Source organism: Saccharothrix isguenensis, assembly GCF_052936305.1.
The window spans coordinates 1,415,677-1,432,109 of the sequence record NZ_CP193626.1; the positions used below are offsets into that span (position 1 = coordinate 1,415,677).

The 16,433-nt window shown below is 71.5% G+C and carries 20 protein-coding genes; 8 read left to right on the forward strand and 12 right to left on the reverse strand.

Annotated features, from left to right (window positions below; translation table 11 throughout):
* Window positions 1-191: 191 nt before the first annotated feature.
* On the reverse strand, window positions 192-413 hold the full coding sequence (locus ACRAKI_RS06845) for a hypothetical protein (RefSeq protein WP_447006201.1): 222 nt from the start codon (window positions 411-413) through the stop codon (window positions 192-194).
* A 172-nt stretch (window positions 414-585) separates the two neighbouring features.
* A complete protein-coding gene (locus tag ACRAKI_RS06850) occupies window positions 586-1,011 on the reverse strand; it encodes an HD domain-containing protein (RefSeq protein WP_447006202.1) in 426 nt (141 codons plus the stop codon).
* A gap of 108 nt (window positions 1,012-1,119) precedes the next feature.
* Between ACRAKI_RS06850 and ACRAKI_RS06855 the strand changes: the two genes are divergently transcribed.
* From ACRAKI_RS06855 to ACRAKI_RS06865, 3 genes are all read left to right on the forward strand, one after another.
* Window positions 1,120-2,592 carry a chitinase gene (locus tag ACRAKI_RS06855; RefSeq protein WP_447006203.1) on the forward strand — a complete coding sequence of 491 codons (1,473 nt, stop codon included), beginning with the start codon at window positions 1,120-1,122 and terminating at the stop codon, window positions 2,590-2,592.
* Between the two features lie 170 nt (window positions 2,593-2,762).
* Window positions 2,763-3,800, forward strand: a complete 1,038-nt coding sequence (locus ACRAKI_RS06860; RefSeq protein ID WP_447006204.1) for a nitronate monooxygenase — start codon at window positions 2,763-2,765, stop codon at window positions 3,798-3,800.
* Between the two features lie 17 nt (window positions 3,801-3,817).
* The gene (locus tag ACRAKI_RS06865; RefSeq protein ID WP_447006205.1) at window positions 3,818-5,461 is read left to right on the forward strand and encodes a DUF885 domain-containing protein; all 1,644 of its coding nucleotides are present in this window, start codon (window positions 3,818-3,820) and stop codon (window positions 5,459-5,461) included.
* Here the strand turns inward: ACRAKI_RS06865 and ACRAKI_RS06870 are convergent.
* Window positions 5,448-6,416 carry a quinone oxidoreductase family protein gene (locus tag ACRAKI_RS06870; protein WP_447006206.1) on the reverse strand — a complete coding sequence of 323 codons (969 nt, stop codon included), beginning with the start codon at window positions 6,414-6,416 and terminating at the stop codon, window positions 5,448-5,450. The two genes, ACRAKI_RS06865 and ACRAKI_RS06870, sit on opposite strands and share 14 nt — an antisense overlap.
* A gap of 68 nt (window positions 6,417-6,484) precedes the next feature.
* Between ACRAKI_RS06870 and ACRAKI_RS06875 the strand changes: the two genes are divergently transcribed.
* From ACRAKI_RS06875 to ACRAKI_RS06885, 3 genes are read left to right on the forward strand one after another with little or no spacing between them, the layout of a single operon-like run.
* The gene (locus ACRAKI_RS06875; RefSeq protein ID WP_447006207.1) at window positions 6,485-6,721 is read left to right on the forward strand and encodes a hypothetical protein; all 237 of its coding nucleotides are present in this window, start codon (window positions 6,485-6,487) and stop codon (window positions 6,719-6,721) included.
* Between the two features lie 11 nt (window positions 6,722-6,732).
* Window positions 6,733-7,176 (forward strand): ribonuclease domain-containing protein, encoded by a 444-nt coding sequence (locus ACRAKI_RS06880; RefSeq protein WP_447006208.1) that lies wholly within the window; start codon window positions 6,733-6,735, stop codon window positions 7,174-7,176.
* Window positions 7,173-7,442, forward strand: coding sequence for a barstar family protein (locus ACRAKI_RS06885; RefSeq protein WP_447006209.1), 270 nt, complete (start codon window positions 7,173-7,175; stop codon window positions 7,440-7,442). Before ACRAKI_RS06880 ends, ACRAKI_RS06885 begins: the two co-directional genes overlap by 4 nt.
* A 21-nt stretch (window positions 7,443-7,463) precedes the next feature.
* Here the strand turns inward: ACRAKI_RS06885 and ACRAKI_RS06890 are convergent, their stop codons facing one another.
* The gene (locus ACRAKI_RS06890; protein ID WP_447006210.1) at window positions 7,464-8,249 is read right to left on the reverse strand and encodes an enoyl-CoA hydratase-related protein; all 786 of its coding nucleotides are present in this window, start codon (window positions 8,247-8,249) and stop codon (window positions 7,464-7,466) included.
* Between the two features lie 62 nt (window positions 8,250-8,311).
* Between ACRAKI_RS06890 and ACRAKI_RS06895 the strand changes: the two genes are divergently transcribed.
* Entirely contained in the window at window positions 8,312-8,935 is a 624-nt protein-coding gene (locus ACRAKI_RS06895; RefSeq protein WP_447006211.1) for a DJ-1/PfpI family protein, read from the forward strand.
* Window positions 8,932-9,405: a MarR family winged helix-turn-helix transcriptional regulator gene (locus ACRAKI_RS06900; protein WP_447006212.1), complete on the forward strand. Its 474-nt coding sequence runs from the start codon at window positions 8,932-8,934 to the stop codon at window positions 9,403-9,405. Before ACRAKI_RS06895 ends, ACRAKI_RS06900 begins: the two co-directional genes overlap by 4 nt.
* Window positions 9,406-9,851: 446 nt before the next feature.
* Here the strand turns inward: ACRAKI_RS06900 and ACRAKI_RS06905 are convergent, their stop codons facing one another.
* The 8 genes from ACRAKI_RS06905 to ACRAKI_RS06940 are packed head-to-tail and all read right to left on the reverse strand — an operon-like array spanning window position 9,852 to window position 16,424.
* A complete protein-coding gene (locus tag ACRAKI_RS06905) occupies window positions 9,852-10,583 on the reverse strand; it encodes a sirohydrochlorin chelatase (protein WP_447006213.1) in 732 nt (243 codons plus the stop codon).
* Window positions 10,580-11,452, reverse strand: coding sequence for an ABC transporter permease (locus ACRAKI_RS06910; RefSeq protein ID WP_447006214.1), 873 nt, complete (start codon window positions 11,450-11,452; stop codon window positions 10,580-10,582). The genes ACRAKI_RS06905 and ACRAKI_RS06910 overlap by 4 nt, the downstream gene beginning before the upstream one ends.
* Window positions 11,439-12,227 (reverse strand): ABC transporter ATP-binding protein, encoded by a 789-nt coding sequence (locus ACRAKI_RS06915; protein WP_447006215.1) that lies wholly within the window; start codon window positions 12,225-12,227, stop codon window positions 11,439-11,441. The genes ACRAKI_RS06910 and ACRAKI_RS06915 overlap by 14 nt, the downstream gene beginning before the upstream one ends.
* A gap of 21 nt (window positions 12,228-12,248) precedes the next feature.
* Entirely contained in the window at window positions 12,249-13,307 is a 1,059-nt protein-coding gene (locus ACRAKI_RS06920) for an ABC transporter substrate-binding protein (RefSeq protein ID WP_447006216.1), read from the reverse strand.
* 14 nt (window positions 13,308-13,321) lie between these two features.
* On the reverse strand, window positions 13,322-14,665 hold the full coding sequence (locus tag ACRAKI_RS06925; RefSeq protein ID WP_447006217.1) for a sulfate adenylyltransferase subunit 1: 1,344 nt from the start codon (window positions 14,663-14,665) through the stop codon (window positions 13,322-13,324).
* The gene (gene cysD, locus ACRAKI_RS06930; protein WP_447006218.1) at window positions 14,666-15,568 is read right to left on the reverse strand and encodes a sulfate adenylyltransferase subunit CysD; all 903 of its coding nucleotides are present in this window, start codon (window positions 15,566-15,568) and stop codon (window positions 14,666-14,668) included. It lies immediately after the preceding gene.
* Window positions 15,565-16,266 (reverse strand): phosphoadenylyl-sulfate reductase, encoded by a 702-nt coding sequence (locus ACRAKI_RS06935; RefSeq protein ID WP_447006219.1) that lies wholly within the window; start codon window positions 16,264-16,266, stop codon window positions 15,565-15,567. Before ACRAKI_RS06935 ends, cysD begins: the two co-directional genes overlap by 4 nt.
* The gene (locus ACRAKI_RS06940; RefSeq protein ID WP_447006220.1) at window positions 16,263-16,424 is read right to left on the reverse strand and encodes an Insertion element protein; all 162 of its coding nucleotides are present in this window, start codon (window positions 16,422-16,424) and stop codon (window positions 16,263-16,265) included. Before ACRAKI_RS06940 ends, ACRAKI_RS06935 begins: the two co-directional genes overlap by 4 nt.
* Between the last annotated feature and the right edge of the window lie 9 nt (window positions 16,425-16,433).

Below are 16,433 nucleotides of genomic sequence, written 5' to 3' on the forward strand. Positions count from 1 at the left end.
CATGAGAAGCGCACTCACGCACAGCTGTGGGTCCGGAGCTACTGGGTCGTCGACCCGCAGGAGCCCGGGATGGCTGTGTTCGAACTCGGCACCGAGGGCTGCTGCGAATCGGTGGCCGAGGTGGGGTCCGGAATAACAGAAGGGCCCTCAGGACGCCCCTGTCCTGAAGGCCCTCGAAAGGGTTCGGCGGCTCAGCTGTGGTTGCGGAGCATCCCGCTCAGCGCCTGGCGGCGGAGGATGGCTTCGATCTCCCGCGCCTCGTGGCTCGTGTGGCGGGAGAGGATCGCCTCGATGTCCATCCGGGCGCTCGGGGTGTTGTAGGCGGCCAACTCACGGTTGAGATCCGCTTCCCGCTTGCGGATCTGCCGCCGGGTGGCGAGGTACGTGCGAACGGTCTTCAGAGGGTTGGTCATGTCGCCTTTCGGTCGTCTCTCTGTATCGGTTCACCTACTATGATGCCGCACGTCAGAGGCTTGCGCCGCCAAATCGGGCGTGATCTCCGCCGCAACTGTCACGACCGTGTTAGCCGCCCGCGCGCCGCCCCGCCGCAGACGTCGACGGGGTAACGCCGGAGCGACGATCACCTCACCGCGCGAGGATCTCCAACGCCCGCGCGTACTTCGCCCGCAGCCGGTCCTGGGTGGCCATGTCGAGCAGCGCCAGCCGTGCCGGTGACGTGTTGTCGGCGATGTCCGCCCGCTTCACCTCCACCGCGACCGGGTCGGTCCGCACCCGCGCCAGGTAGTCCTCCTGGGCCTCGCCGTCGCGGTGGCTCAACGCGAGCACGGTCGCCACCACCTCCGGCGGGCACCCGGCGGCCAGCAGGTCGGTGTCGGTGACGGCGGTGTCCTCCACGACGTCGTGCAGCACGGCCGCCATGCGCGCGTGCTCACCCGACACGCGGGCCATCACGCGCAGCGGGTGGTCGATGTACGGCTTGCCGGACTTGTCGACCTGCGCCGCGTGGGCCGCCCGTGCGATCCGGATCGCGTCATCAACGGTGAACGTCACCCGCTCATGGTCACACCCTTGACAAGACCCAGTGGTCTAGTCCATTTTGCCAGTGGCCCACGTCACCCGTGCTGGGCCTTGGCCGCCGACGAGAACGTGGAGGTGGACGTGGCTTCGAGGACGAGACGCGCGCTGGGCGCGGTGCTGGCGGGACTGCTGGCGATCGCGAGCCTGACCCTGGTGGTCGCCGGCAGCGCGTCGGCCGCCAACCTGGTCGCCAACCCCGGTTTCGAGGGCGGCACCAGCGGTTGGACGTGCGGTGCGGCGGCGACCGCGACGACCATGACCAAGCGCAGCGGCACGCACGCCCTGGCCGGCACCCCCGCCGGTCACGACAACGCCCGCTGTTCGCAGACGATCTCCGTGCGGGCCAACACCGCGTACAAGCTGACCGGCTGGGTGCAGGGCAGCTACGTGTACCTCGGCGTGACCGGCACCGGCAGCGGCGACAAGAGCACCTGGACGCCGGGGTCGGCCGGCTTCAGCCAGCTGTCGATCGACTTCACCACCGGCGCGACGAGCAGCGTCACGATCTACGTGCACGGCTGGTACGGCCAGCCGACGTTCTACGCGGACGACGTGAGCCTCGACGGACCGGGCACCCCGCCGACGAGCACCACCACCACCACCACGACGACAACCACCACGACGACCACGACCACGACGACCACGCCCGGCAACCCGGACCCGTCGCTGCCCAAGCACGCGCTCACCGGTTACTGGCACAACTTCGACAACGGCTCGCGGCTGCTCAAGCTCGCCGACGTGCCGACCACCTACGACATCGTCGCCGTCGCGTTCGCCGACGCCACCACCACGCCCGGCGCGGTCGCGTTCAACCTGGACCCGACGTTGTCGAGCAAGCTCGGCGGCTACACCGACGCCCAGTTCAAGGCGGACGTGCGCACCCTCCAGGGCCGGGGCCAGAAGGTCATCATCTCGGTCGGCGGTGAGAAGGGCACCATCAGCGTCGGCAACTCCACCGCCGCGACCAACTTCGCCAACAGCGTGAAGGCGTTGATCGCGAACTACGGGTTCGACGGCGTCGACATCGACCTGGAGAACGGCGTCAACGCCACGTACATGGCGCAGGCGCTGCGCAGCATCCACGCGGGCGGCGGCAGGATCATCGCGATGGCGCCGCAGACCATCGACATGCAGTCCACCGGCGCGGAGTACTTCAAGCTGGCGCTGGCCGTGAAGGACATCCTCACGGTCGTCAACATGCAGTACTACAACTCCGGCTCGATGCTCGGCTGCGACCAGAAGGTCTACTCCCAGGGCACGGTCGACTTCCTGGTGGCGCTGGCCTGCATCCAGCTCCAGAACGGCCTCCGCCCGGACCAGGTCGGTCTCGGCCTGCCCGCCTCGCCGTCCGGCGCGGGCGGCGGCTACCAGTCGCCGGCCAACGTCAACGCGGCGCTGAACTGCCTGGCCAAGGGCACGAACTGCGGTTCGTTCAAGCCTTCCCAGACGTGGCCCGGCATCCGCGGCGCGATGACGTGGTCGATCAACTGGGACGCCTCGAACAACTGGCAGTTCGCCAACACGGTGGCGCCGCACCTCGACACGCTCCCGTAACCCCGCCCGTTCCGGGCGTAGGACTCCCGCGGAAGTCCTACGCCCGGAACGCGTGAGCCCTGCCTCCGGAACACCCGAATCCAACGCTCGGAACGTGAGCGTTTTGCCGTCGGACGTCGTGGACCTGCCAATACGGCATTTCGGCGGCAGGGCGGGTTAGGGTCGGCGGCATGTGGGACCGACTCGAAGTGCCCGTCATCGCCGCGCCGATGGCCGGTGGGGCGTCCACACCCGAACTGGTGGCCGCGGTCGCGGGCGCGGGCGGCCTCGGGTTCCTGGCCGCCGGCTACCTGTCCGTCGAGGCGGTCGCCGCGCAGATCACCGGCACGACCGCGCTCACCGACCGGCCGTTCGGCGTCAACCTGTTCGTCCCCGGCTCCCGCTCCAACGCCGACCTCTCCGGCTACCGCGAACGCGTCCGGGCGCAGTCGGCGACCGAGCCGGGCGAACCGACGTGGGACGACGACGCGTACGCGGCCAAGCTGGAACTGGTCATGGCGCTGCGCATCCCGGTCGTCTCCTTCACGTTCGGCCTGCCGAACCCGGAGGACGTGCACCGCCTGCACGCGGCCGGCTCCACGGTCGTCGTCACCGTCACGACCCCGCAGGAAGCCGCGCAGGCGGCCCAGATCGGCGCCGACGCGCTGTGCGTGCAGGGCAGCGACGCGGGCGGGCACCGCGGCACGTTCTGCGACGACGGCGTCTCGCCCGGAGGCGGCGAGCTGTTCGGCGTGCTGGCCGCCCTGCGCCTGGTCCGCGCCAGGGTGGACCTGCCGCTGATCGCCACCGGCGGGCTGGTGCACGGCGCGGACGTCGCCGCCGTCGTCACGGCGGGCGCGGTCGCGGCGCAGCTCGGCACCGCGTTCCTGGCCGCACCGGAGGCCGGCACGTCCGCCGCGCACCGCCAGGCCCTCGCCGACGGCACCCGCCGCACCGCGCTGACGAGGGCGTTCAGCGGACGCCCGGCGCGCGGCCTGGTGAACCGGTTCCTGGTCGCGAACCAGGGCAAGGCCCCCGCCGCCTACCCCGAGGTGCACCACTTGACCAAGCCGGTGCGCGCGACCGGCGACCCGGAGCTGATGTCGATGTGGGCCGGGCAGACGTACCCGCTGGTCCGACCGGCCCCGGCGGCCGAGATCGTGGCACGGCTGGTCGCCGAGGCCCGCGAGGCCTTTTCCGTCGCGAGCACGCGCATTCCGCCGGGGTAGCGCCACAGAATGGCGGCGTGACCACCGCACGCGACCTCGCCGACGAGTTGTTGACCCTGGTGCTGGACGGCGATCCCGTCATGGCCACCCTGCTCGGCCTGCCGGGCTGGGACGACCGGCTGCCGGACCCGAGCGCCGACGGCCACCGCGCGCTGCGCGACCGTGCCGAGGGCATCGCGCGTCGCGCGCACGCCGGGGACGACGACCCGGTGACGCGTGCGGTGGTCGCGCAGCAGGCGTGGGCCGTGGTGCACCGCCTCGACGCGAAGCTGGTCGAGCACACCCACGCCGAAGGCCTCACCGCGCCACTGGTCGTGCTGCTCGGCGCGTTGCCCCTGATCCGCCCGGCCGACGACCGGGCCAGACAGGCCTACCTGGCCCGGTTGTCGGCACTGCCCGCGTACCTGGAAGCCCTCGCGCGGCGGCAACGGGACTCCGCCCGCCGTCCGCTGAGGCACTTGGTGGAATCCGCCATCGACCGCCTCGACCGCTACCTGGCCGAGGACGACGACCCGCTGTCCACCCCGCTGCACGGCACCACGTCCGCGCCGGAATGCGCCCGGCTGCTGGACGGGACCGTCCGCCCCGCCTTCAGCCGCTACCGCGACTTCCTGCGCACCGAGGTGGTCTGCCGCGGGCGCGATGAGACGCGGCCCGGCCTGTGCTGGCTGCCCGACGGCGACCGGATCTACCAGGACCTGGTCCGCATGTACACGACGACCGCGCACACTCCCGAGGAACTGCACCGGATCGGGTTGGACCTGATCGAGGCGCTGGACCGGGAGTACGAGGAGATCGGCGGACGGGTGTTCGGCCCGACCACGGCGGCCGGCGTGCGGGCCCGGCTGCTCGCCGATCCGGCGCTGCGCTGGAGCGACGCCGACGAGATGCTGGTGCCGGCCAAGGACTCCATCGCCCGCGCCGAGGAGGTCGCGGGCAATTGGTTCGGCGCCGTCCCGGCGGCGCGGTGCGTGGTCGAGGCGGTCCCGGAGGCGGAGGCCCCCAACGCGCCGCTGGCCTACTACATGGACCCGGCGATGGACGGCTCGCGGCCGGGCACGTACTTCGTCAACACCTACCGGGCCGAGCTGCGCGAGCGGTTCAGCGCCGAGTCCACCGCGTTCCACGAGGGCGTGCCGGGGCACCACTTCCAGATCGCGCTGGCGCAGCAGTTGGTCGACCTGCCGCTGCTGCGCCGGTTCGCGGCCATCGAGGCCTACCTGGAGGGCTGGGCGCTGTACGCGGAGCGGCTGGCCGATGAGATGGGCCTCTACAGCGACGACGTGGCGCGGCTCGGGATGCTGTCGGGCGACTCGCTGCGCGCCGCCAGGTTAGTGGTGGACACCGGCCTGCACGCGATGCGGTGGACGCGGCAGCAGGCGGTGGAGTTCTTGCGCGCCAACGCCGTCATGCCGGACGTGGACGTCTTCTCCGAGGTCGACCGGTACATCGAGAACCCCGCGCAGGCGCTGTCGTACATGGTGGGGCGGCTGGAGATCCAGCGCCTGCGGGGTGAGGCGGAACGGCGGCTGGGCGACCGCTTCGACATCAGGGCGTTCCACGACCTCGTGCTGCGCGGCGGCCCGTTGCCGATGGCCGTGCTCGCGGAGGTGGTGGACGGCTGGTGCGACGCGGCGCCCGGCCGGCTCAGCTGCGGGTGAAGACGATCTTGCCCGCGGTCTCGCCGTCGAGCATCGCGCGCAAGCCCTCCTCGGCCCGCTCGAACGGCAGCTCCGCGCCGATCTGCGGGCGCAGGCCGGTCAGCTCGCAGAACGCCAGCAGGTCGCCCAGCTCCTCGCGGGTGCCCATGGTCGAGCCGACGACCCGCAGCTGGAGGAAGAACAGCCGCTGCAACTCCGCCGCCGACGCGTCACCGCTCGTCGCGCCGGAGATCACCACGATCCCGCCCGGCTTGAGCGACTTCATCGAGTGCGACCAGGTGGCCTTGCCGACGGTCTCGAACACCGCGTCCACGCGTTCCGGCAGCCGTGCGCCGGACTCGAACGACTGGTGCGCGCCCAGGCTCTCGGCCAACGCGCGCTTCTCCTCCGTGCGGCCGGTGACCCACACCCGGAAGCCCGCCGCGCGGCCCAGCTGGACCAACGCCGTCGACACGCCACCGGACGCGCCCTGCACCAGCATGGTCTGACCCGGCCGCAGACCCGACTTCACGAACAGCATCCGGTACGCCGTCAGCCACGCCGTGCCCATGCACGCGGCCTCGGCGAAGCTCATCCCCGCCGGCTTGGGCAGCACGTTGCGCGCCGGGACGACGACGTGGTCGGCGAACGTGCCCTGGTGCTTCTCGGTGAGCAGCGTGCGGCCGGGGTCCAGGGTCTCGTCACCGGACCAGTCCGGGTCGCCGATCACCGAGTGCAGCACGACCTCCGTGCCGTCCTCCAGCACGCCCGCGCCGTCGCAGCCCAGGATCATCGGGAACTTGTCGGCCTTGATCCCCACGCCGCGCAGCGTCCACAGGTCGTGCATGTTCAGGCTCGCCGCTTTCACGGCCACCTCCACCCAACCCGGCGGGACCTCGGGCTCGGGTCGTTCGCCGACGCGCAGGGCGGCGATCGGGTCTTGCGGGCTCGGCTCGGCTGCGTAGACGGCGAACATGCGGGCAACTTACCGACTGGTAGTGATCCGTGTGCGGTGAAGCGCGTCACGGGACTAAGCTCGGTGGTGTGGTGGACGCTTTCGAGCAGTGGTGGGACGGGGTGGAGCTGTGGTTGGCGCAGCTGCCCTTCCCGTTCCAGTTCGCGCTGCTCATGTGCGTGCTGCTGCCGTTGTGCCTGGGGGTGGCGCGGCTGATCGACCGGGTCGTGGACAACGCCTCGACCAGGTTCAACCCGGTGCCCAAGGTGCCGCCGGCGAGTGACGACGCGAAGCCCGACAAGGTGGACGCGAGCGGTTCTTCGTAGGCTCTGGAGTCGTGACTCCCGCCCGGCGCCTCTCCGTCGCTCTGCTCGGCCTGATCGTGCTGGTCGTGGTCGGCTACTTCGCCAAGGACCTCACCGGCTCGTCGCCCGCTCCACCCACGTCCGGTTCGGTGTCCGGCGCGGCGGCCGACGTGCCCGGCGGGGACTCCGGGTTGCCGGTCAAGGCCCTGTCCAGCCTGCCCGCGGAGGTGAAGGCCACGTGGGAGCTGATCGAGCGGGACGGCCCGTTCCCGTACCCGCGCAACGACGGCGGGACGTTCCAGAACCGCGAGAAGGTGCTCCCGGCCAAACCCCGCGACTACTACCGCGAGTACACCGTGCCGACGCCCGGCAGCGACGACCGCGGCGCGCGGCGGATCGTGACCGGGTCGTCCGACGAGGTGTACTACACGGCCGACCACTACGAGTCGTTCGTCGTCGTGGACGTGGCCGAATGACCTACCGGCACGTGGTGCGGCGCGGTGCGCACTCGAAGGAGGCAGCCCTCGGGGCCATCGCGGACGCGTTGAGCTTCCCCGACTGGTTCGGGCACAACCTGGACGCCCTGTACGACTGCCTGACCGACCTGTCGTGGCTGCCGCAGGGCGAGCACGTGCTGGTCTGGGAGGGCGGCAACGCCGACATCGAGGCCGTCCTCGCCGACGCCGTGGCCCGCACCGCCGACTCCGGCGACCGGGTGCTCACCGTCGAGTACACGGACTGACGCCGCCCGTGCGGACCGGCGCTAGTCCTCGGACTCCCCGGTGGGCACCCAGGACGGCTTGCGCTTGCCGACGAACGCGGCGATGCCCTCCTGGCCCTCCGGGCCGCCGAAGTGGCGCGCGGACAGGGCGAGCATGTCGGCGAACACCTCGCCGAGGTCGTCCGACCGGGGTTCCTGGAGCATCCGCTTGGTGGCGGCGAGGGCGTTCGGCGCGCCCAGCGCGAGCATGTCCGTGTAGCGGGTGACCTCGGTGTCCAGGTCGTCGGCGGGCACGGCCGAGTTGATCAGGCCGATGGCCACGGCCTTGGGTGCGGCGAACGTCTCGCCGGTGAGGAACAGCTCGTGGGCGGCGCGCGGCAGCAGGCGGGGGAGCACGGTCACCGAGATGACGGCGGGCACCACGCCGATGCGGACCTCACTGAAGGCGAAGGTGGCCGTGTCCACCGCGACCGCGATGTCGCACGCCGCCACCATGCCGACGCCGCCCGCGCGCGCCGGGCCGGCCAGCCGGGCGACGACGGGCTTCGGGCTGGTCCACAGCTGTTCCAGGATCGCGGGGAACTCGTTGACGCCCTGCTTGTCCGCGCTCGCGCCGCCCGCTTCCTTGAGGTCCATGCCGGAGCAGAACACCGGGCCGGTGTGGCTCAGCACGATCACGCGCACGGCGTCGTCGGCCGTGGCGGCCTTCAGGTGTCCGGTCAGCTCGGCGCGCAGCTGTGCGGAGAGGGCGTTGCGGTTGTGGGGGGAGTCCAGCGTGATCGTCGCGATGCCACGCCGCACCTCGTAGTGGACCAGCTCGTCTGCCATGGGTGGCACTCTACGATCCCCGGTCTTTTGACAGTGCACTGTCAAAATGACAGAATGCTGTCATGATAACGGAGACGGTTCACCTCGCTGTGTACGACACGGTGGCCGACTGGGAGTTCGGGTACGCGACGGCGCAGATCAACACGCCGCAGTTCCAGAAGGCGCCCGGTCGCTACCAGGTGCGGACCGTCGGCGCGACGCTCGACCCGGTGACGTCCATGGGCGGGCTGCGGATCACGCCGGACCTGGCGTTGGCCGACGTCGACCCGGCGGACAGCGCGATGCTGATCCTGCCCGGCGCGGACACGTGGGGGAGCGGTGCGAACGCGGCGTTCGGCGCGGCGGGTCGGCGGTGGCTGGACGCGGGCGTGCCGGTCGCGGCGATCTGCGGCGCGACGATCGGGCTGGCGGCCGAGGGTGTGCTGAACACGCGGGCGCACGGCGGCAACGCGGTCGAGCAGCTGGAGTCCGTGCCCGGGTACACCGGTGCGGCGTTGTTCCGCTCGGAGCGGGCGGTGCGGGCGGACGGCCTGATCACGGCCGGTGCGGCGTCGGCGCTGGAGTTCGCGCGGGAGATCTTCGCCGAGCTGGACCTGTACGAGCCGGCCGTGCTGGAGGCGTGGTACGGCCTGTACCGGACGGCCGACCCGGCGTGGTTCGGCAGGCTCGTCGCCGCGGTGTCATGACCGACGTCGAGCCGCGCACGGAGGCGGGGGACGTGCTGACCGAGGTCATCATGCGCACGTTCCGCCTCTACGGCGGTTTCCTGGAGGCGGCCGAGGTGATGACCAAGCCGGTCGGCCTCACGGCGGCGTGGTGGCAGGTGCTCGGCGCCGTGCTGCGGCAGCCGTTGCCGGTGTCGGGCATCGCCCGTGAGATGAGCCTGACCCGGCAGAGCGTGCAGCGCATCGCGGACCTGTTGGTGGAGAAGGGGTTGGCCGAGTACCTGCCCAACCCCGCGCACAAGCGGGCCAAGCTGTTCCGGCCCACTGCGGCCGGCTACGAGGCGGTGGCCCGGCTGGCGAAGGCCCAGCACGCTTTCACCAACCGCATCTCGGCCCAGGTGGACCTGGACGACCTGCGGACGACGCTCAAGGTGATGGAACGTCTGGTGGAGGCCCTGGACGCGGACGAGTGGCCGGGCGAGCACGACTGACCGCGCCGTGCGACCAGTCGTGGAGGGCGGCGTAGTCGGCGTCGGTGATGCCCTCGCGGGGGTCGGCGGTGGAGCAGGGCCGGTCCCCGGTGGTGTGCGGACACCCACGCCCGATCGGCCTCGGTGATCTCGTCGTCGATCCAGGCGAACGCGCGACCGGCCGCCCAGTCGACCAGCGCCAGGGTCCCCCAGTGCACCCCGTCCTGCCCATCGGCCATCCACGTCGTGGCCCAGACCAGGTCGCACGCCAGTGCGGCCAACCGGGGTCCGTGCGCGGGGTTGATCCTGCCCGGCAGCGGATTCGAGTGACCCGCCCGGTAGGTCGGGTGGCCGTCCGGGTGGTGCGGCGGTGGCGTGCCGAACGGGATGAGCGGTCCGTCGACGTCGAGGAACAGGATCGGACGAGGGGCCGTGGCGCTCACGGTCGCACGATAGGGCGCTCGCACTCAGGCAGTGCGGGCCAGTCGAGAGCAGAGCGCCGACTGGTAGCGGTGGAGGACCAGTTCCGCCACCTCCGGGTCCGGGCCAAGGGGTGGGGCGATGATCGCGTCCTCGCCGGCCAGGCGGGTCACGCGGTCCGGGAGGAAGCCGGGGGCCAGGAACCACGACGCCACGGCGATGCGGTCGGCGCCCCGGGCGCGCAGGCGCGCCACGGCGGTCGGCACGTCGGGAGTGGCGGTGGAGGCGAAGGCGGCTTCCACGCCGGCCCAGCCCGCACCGGCGGCCCACCGGGCGGCGATCCGCGACACCACGGCGTTGGCGGGCGCGTGGGACGAGCCCGCACCGGCCAGGACCACGCCCGTCGAACGGTCGCGTGGACGCACACCGACCGAAGCCAGGCGGCGCAGCGCCGCCGACTCCAACCGGGGGTCCGGGCCCAGCACGTCGGCGATCGTCACGTCCAACGACGGCACTCCGGCCTCCGCCACCGCGCTCGGCACGTCGACCCGTGCGTGGAAAGCCTTGCCCAGCAACAACGGCACCACCACGGCCGAACGGTGGCCGTCCGCCGCCACCCCTCGCAGCACGTCACCCAACAACGGCACCGAGAGGTCCAGGAACGAGCACCGGACGTCCAACGACGGCTGCAACGCCCGCACCACGTCCAACAACTGCCGCACCACGGCCGCCGACCGCGGGTCACGACTGCCGTGCGCCACGGCCACCAACGCGGTCACAGCGCACCCGTCAGCCCGCGCGCCCGCAGCACAGCGCGCTCCAACGGCCGGAACACCAGCAACTCGATCCCCACACCCACCAGCAGGATCAGGAAGATCGCCGCGATCACCATCGAGATGTCGTTCAACGCCGACCCGTTGTGCAGGTACTGCCCCAGACCCTCACCGAGCTGCGGCGACGTCGCGATGATCTCCGCCGCCATCAGCGACCGCCACGAGAACGCCCACCCCTGCTTCAACCCGGACAGGTACCCGGGCAGCGCGGCGGGCAGCAGGATGTGCCGCGCCGACGCCAGCCGGCCGGCCCCCAGAGCCTGGCCGACCCTCGGCAACAGCGGCGGGATCTGGTCGACGCCCGACACCAGGCCGTTGGCGATCGACGGCACCGACCCCATCAGCACCACGAAGTAGATGGTCGCCGGCGTCGCGCCGAACCACAGGATGCCCGCCGGCACCCACGCCACCGACGGCAGCGACTGCAAACCCGTCAACAAGGACCCGATCGCCGCCCGCACCACCCGCACCTTGGCGATCAGCAACCCCAGTGGCGTGGCGATCACCACGGCGGTGAGGAACCCGAGCAGGGCACGGCTGACCGAGGTCCACAGCACCTCGAACGCACGACCGGTCTCGACCGCCTCGACCACCGCCGCCCACACCGACCCCGGCGACGGCAACTGGTACTCCGGCCAGAACGCCAACGCCCACAACGCCTGCCACGCGCCGAGCAGCAGCGCGAACGCGATCAGCGGCGGCACCGCCGTGCGGAGGAACCGCTTGCGCAGCGACGGCCGCCGCTCCTGCGACGGCGCGTCCAGCGCGTCCAGACCGGCGCCGACGGCGGAGAGGTCCGTGTCAAGCTGCGGCATGTCCGCTGATCACCTCTCGCAGGTGGGCCGTGATCTCGTCGATGACGGCGGGCTCGTCGCAGTCCGCGGTGGACCACTCGCGCACGACGCGGCCCGGCCGGGACGACAGCAGCACGACCCGCTGCCCGAGCCGCACGGCCTCGCGCACGTCGTGCGTGACGAACACGACCGCAGTGCCGGTCTCCCGCCACACCCGCACCAGCTCCGCCTGGAGCACGTCCCGAGTGATGGCGTCGAGCGCGGCGAACGGCTCGTCCATCAGCAGCAGGCCGGGCGTGCCGTTCTCGGCGCTGCCCAGCGTGGACGCCAGGGCGCGCGCCAGCGCCACGCGCTGCCGCATACCGCCGGACAGCTCGTGGGGCCGCTTGTGCCCGGCGCCGACCAGCCGCACCAGCGACAGCAGCTCGCTGGCCTTCTCCCGCCGCGCGCCGCGCTTCACACCCGCCAGTCGCAGCGGCAGCTCCACGTTGCGTGCGGCGGTCAGCCACGGCATGAGCGCGGCTTCCTGGAACATCACGGCGGGACGTGACGTGGTCAGCTCGATCCGACCGGAGGTGGGCGCGTCCAGCCCGGCGACCAGGTTCAGCAAGGTCGACTTGCCGCAGCCGGACGCGCCGAGCAGGCACACGAACTCGCCAGGGGCGACCGTCAGGTCGACGCCGTCGAGCGCGACGACGCCGGCCGGGCCGTGGCCGAAGACCTTGCGGACCCCGGACAAGGTCACCGCGGCATCCACGTCGGACAAGGCCGTCGGGTTCTCAAGCGTGGCGGTCATGGTGTGCCTGCCTTCCTCAAGTTACTTCCGGTCCAGTCCGGCGGTGTCCACGGTCGGCTTGCCCGCCGCCGAGAGCACCTTGTTCAGCAGCGTGAAATCGGCGAGACCGGCCAGGTCGGCGGCCTCCTTCACCACACCCGCGGTCACCGCGTCCTGTGCCAGCCGCGGAAAGCTCCCGGCCTGCGGGTCCACTGTCAGCTCGATGTTGTCGAACGCCCGGTCCAGCACCGGTTCGCCCAGTGCCTTGCCGGTGAGCTGCTTCAACGCGTTGTTGACGATCTGCTTGGCCTCGACCTCGTTGTCCAGCGCGAAGTCGGTGGCCGCGACGTGGCCGCGCAGCAGCGCCTCCACCGTCCGGGGGTGCTCGCGGAGGAACTTCGTCCGCACGAGGACCACCGTGGTCGGGAACTTCCCGTCCTCCCACAGGGACTTCTCGTCCAGCAGCACCTTCGCGCCCGCTTCCAGCACGAGCCGCGACGACCACGGCTCCGGCGCCCACGCGCCCTGCACGTCGCCGCGCCGGAACAGGTCCAGCGACTGCGAGTTCTCCACGTTCGTGACCTGCACGTCGAGCTTCTCGTCGGCCAGCCACTTCTTCAGCGCCACGTCCTGCGTGTTGCCGAGCTGCGGGGTGGTGAGGACCTTGCCGGCGAGGTCGGCCGGCGAGGTGATCTCCGGCTTCACCACGAGCTGCGCCCCGCCCGACGTGGCGCCGGAGACGAGCGTGACCGCCTCGCCGTCGGACTTGGCGTAGGCGTTGATCGCCGGGCCGGAGCCGATGAACGACACGTCCAGTGAGCTGCCCAGCAGGGCGTTCACCGCGGTGGGGCCTGCGGTGAACGCCTGCGTGACCAGCTTGGTGTCACCCAGCTCCTTCGTGAAGAAGCCCTTGTCCACGGCCACCAGTGCGGCGGCGTGGGTGACGTTGGGGAAGTAGCCGAGGCGGACCTCCGTCGCCGCGCCCAGGTCCCTGGCGTTGGCCGAGTCGTCACCGCGGTCGATCCGGGAGCACCCGGAGAGTGCCGCGAGTGCGGTCAGTGCAGCCAGTGACGTGATCAGGGTGCGGCGCTTGGTGCTCACGGTCGCGGGACCTTTCAGGGACCGGGGGAGACGAGGGCGTGACTGTCCGGCTCGGCGGCGTCGCCGCCGTCGGTACAGCTCTCCACGCGGTCCAGCTCCGGCAGCGGAGCACCCACGAGCCCGGCGGCGAGCGTGCTGCCGTCAGCGGCGTCGATGACCAGGAACGCGCCCGTGCGGCGGCTCTTGGTGTAGTCGTCCACCGGGATGGGCTCGGCCGTGCGCAGCGCGACCTGGCCGATCTCGTTCAGCGTCAGCGAGTCCGGCGCGTCGGTGCTGCCGAGCTTCTGCTCGTCGAAGCGGGTGTGGAGCTGGGTGACGATGGCTTGGACGGTGCGTGTGCCGTGTTTGACCAGGACGCGGGCGCCGGGGGTCAGTGCCTTCTCCGAGAGCCAGCAGACGGTGGCGTCGAATTCGTCGGTGACCTTGGGTGGGACGGCGGCGGCGGCGATGAGGTCGCCGCGGGAGATGTCCAGGTCGTGCGCCAGGAGGAGTGTCACGGACTGGCCGGAGGCGGCTTGTTCCAGTGGGCCGTCGGCGGTGTCGATGCCGGTGACGGTGGAGCGCAGCCCGTCGGGCAGGACGGTGATCTCGTCGCCGACGCGGACGGTGCCGGCGGCGACCTGGCCCGCGTAGCCGCGGTAGTCGGGGTGTTCGGCGGTGCGGGGGCGGATGACGTACTGGACGGGGAAGCGGAACGGCGCGTCGTGCGGGTCCACGTCGACCGGCACGGTCTCCAGGTGTTGCAGCAGGGTGGGGCCGTCGTACCAGGGTGTCCGGTCGGAGCGCTCCACCACGTTGTCGCCGGCGAGTGCGGAGACGGGGATCGTCACCACGGCGTCCTCGGGGTAGCCCAGGGCGGTGGCGTGGGCGGTGAACTCCTTGGCGATGCGGGAGAACGTGGCCTCGTCGTGGTCGACCAGGTCGATCTTGTTGACCGCCAGCACCAGGCGCGGCACGCCCAGCAGGGCGAGCACGGCCGCGTGGCGGCGGGTCTGCTCGATGACGCCCTTGCGGGCGTCGACCAGCAGCACGCCGAGCTGCGCGGTGGAGGCGCCGGTGACGGTGTTGCGGGTGTACTGGACGTGGCCGGGGGTGTCGGCGAGCACGAACGAGCGTTTCGGGGTGGCGAAGTAGCGGTAGGCCACGTCGATGGTGATGCCCTGCTCGCGTTCCGACCGCAGCCCGTCCACCAGCAGCGACAGGTCGGGGGTGGTCAGGCCGCGGTCGGCGCTGGCGCGGTGCACCGCGTCGAGGGTGTCGGCCAGCACGGACTTGGTGTCGTAGAGCAACCTGCCGACCAGGGTGGACTTCCCGTCGTCCACGCTGCCCGCCGTCGCCAGCCTCAACAGGTCGCTCATCTAGAAGTACCCCTCCCGCTTGCGGTCTTCCATGGCGGCCTCGGACAGCCGGTCGTCCGCGCGGGTCGCGCCGCGCTCGGTGAGCCTGCTCGCGGCGACCTCGGCGATGACGGTGGCGATGTCGGCGGCGTCGGACTCGACCGCGCCGGTGCACGACCCGTCGCCCACGGTCCGGTAGCGGACGGTCTTCTCGACCATCGTCTCGTCCGCGCGCGGACCGCCCCACGGGCCCTGCGCGAGCCACATGCCGTCGCGCAGGTACACCTGCCGACGGTGGGCGTAGTAGATGTCGGGCAGCTCGATGTTCTCGCGGGCGATGTAGTGCCACACGTCCAGCTCGGTCCAGTTGGACAGCGGGAACACCCGCACGTGCTCGCCGGGGCGGTGCCGGCCGTTGTAGAGGTTCCACAGCTCCGGGCGCTGGCGGCGGGGTTCCCACTGGCCGAAGGAGTTGCGCAGGCTGAAGATCCGTTCCTTGGCCCGGGCGCGTTCCTCGTCGCGGCGGCCGCCGCCGAACACGGCGTCGAAGCGGTGGCCGGTGATCGCGTCGAGCAGCGGCACGGTCTGCAACGGGTTGCGGGTGCCGTCGGGGCGCTCGGCCAGCCGCCCGTCGTCGATGTAGTCCTGCACCCTCGCCACCTCCAGGCGCAGCCCGTGCCGCGCGACGACCTTGTCGCGGAAGGCGATGACCTCGTCGAAGTTGTGCCCGGTGTCCACGTGCAGCAGCGGGAACGGCACCGGCGCGGGCCAGAACGCCTTCACCGCCAGGTGCAGCAGCAGCGTGGAGTCCTTGCCGCCGGAGAACAGGATCACCGGCCGGTCGAACTCGCCGGCCACCTCGCGGAAGATGTGGATCGCCTCGGATTCGAGGCGCCCCAACGTGTCCAGAGCTGTCGTGGTCATCCGTGCAACCCGCATTCGGTCTTGGCCCGCCCCGCCCACCGGCCGCTGCGCGGGTCGGCGCCCGGCAGCGGCTTCACGGTGCACGGCGCGCAGCCGATGGAGGGGTAACCGTCCTGCACCAACGGGTTCTCCAGGATCCCGTGCCGGGCGATGTAGTCGTGGAACTCGTCGTCCGACCACGCCGCGATCGGGTTGACCTTCACCAGCCCGTTGCGGTCGTCCCACGCCACGACCGGCGTGCCCGCCCGCGTCGGCGCGTCCACCCGACGCACCCCCGTCACCCACGCGTCGTAGTTCTCCAGCGTGCGCTGCAACGGCACGACCTTGCGCAGCCGACAGCACTCGCCCGGATCCGACCTGTTCAGCAGGCCGAACCGGGCCTCCTGGTCGGCCACGGACTGCTCGGCCGCCGCGTTCACGATCCGGACCTCGGGATAGACCAGGTCCACCGCGTCACGCGTGCCGATCGTCTCGGCGAAGTGGTAACCGGTCTCCAGGAACAGCACGTCCACATCCGGCTTCACCTTGACGGCCAGATCGATCAGGACGGCGTCCTGCATGTTCGACGCGACGATCCAGCTCTCGCCGAACGTCCGGGCGGTCCACGCGAGCGCCTCCTCGGCACCGGCCTGCGCCAGCTCCACCGAAGCGGCCTCGGCGATCACCTTCAGCTCCTCGACCCTGGTCGGGGCGGTCATCGCTGCACCTCCTGAGGAAGGTTGAGACCAACGAACTTCACCGTGAACACGCGGCGACACGAGGCGCACAGCCACGAATAGTCGGGCTCCTCCTGCGGACGAAGGTCCTCGTCACCGCAATAAGGGCAGTAGAAAGGAGTCGCGCGCTCGGTGCTCATGGCCGCTGC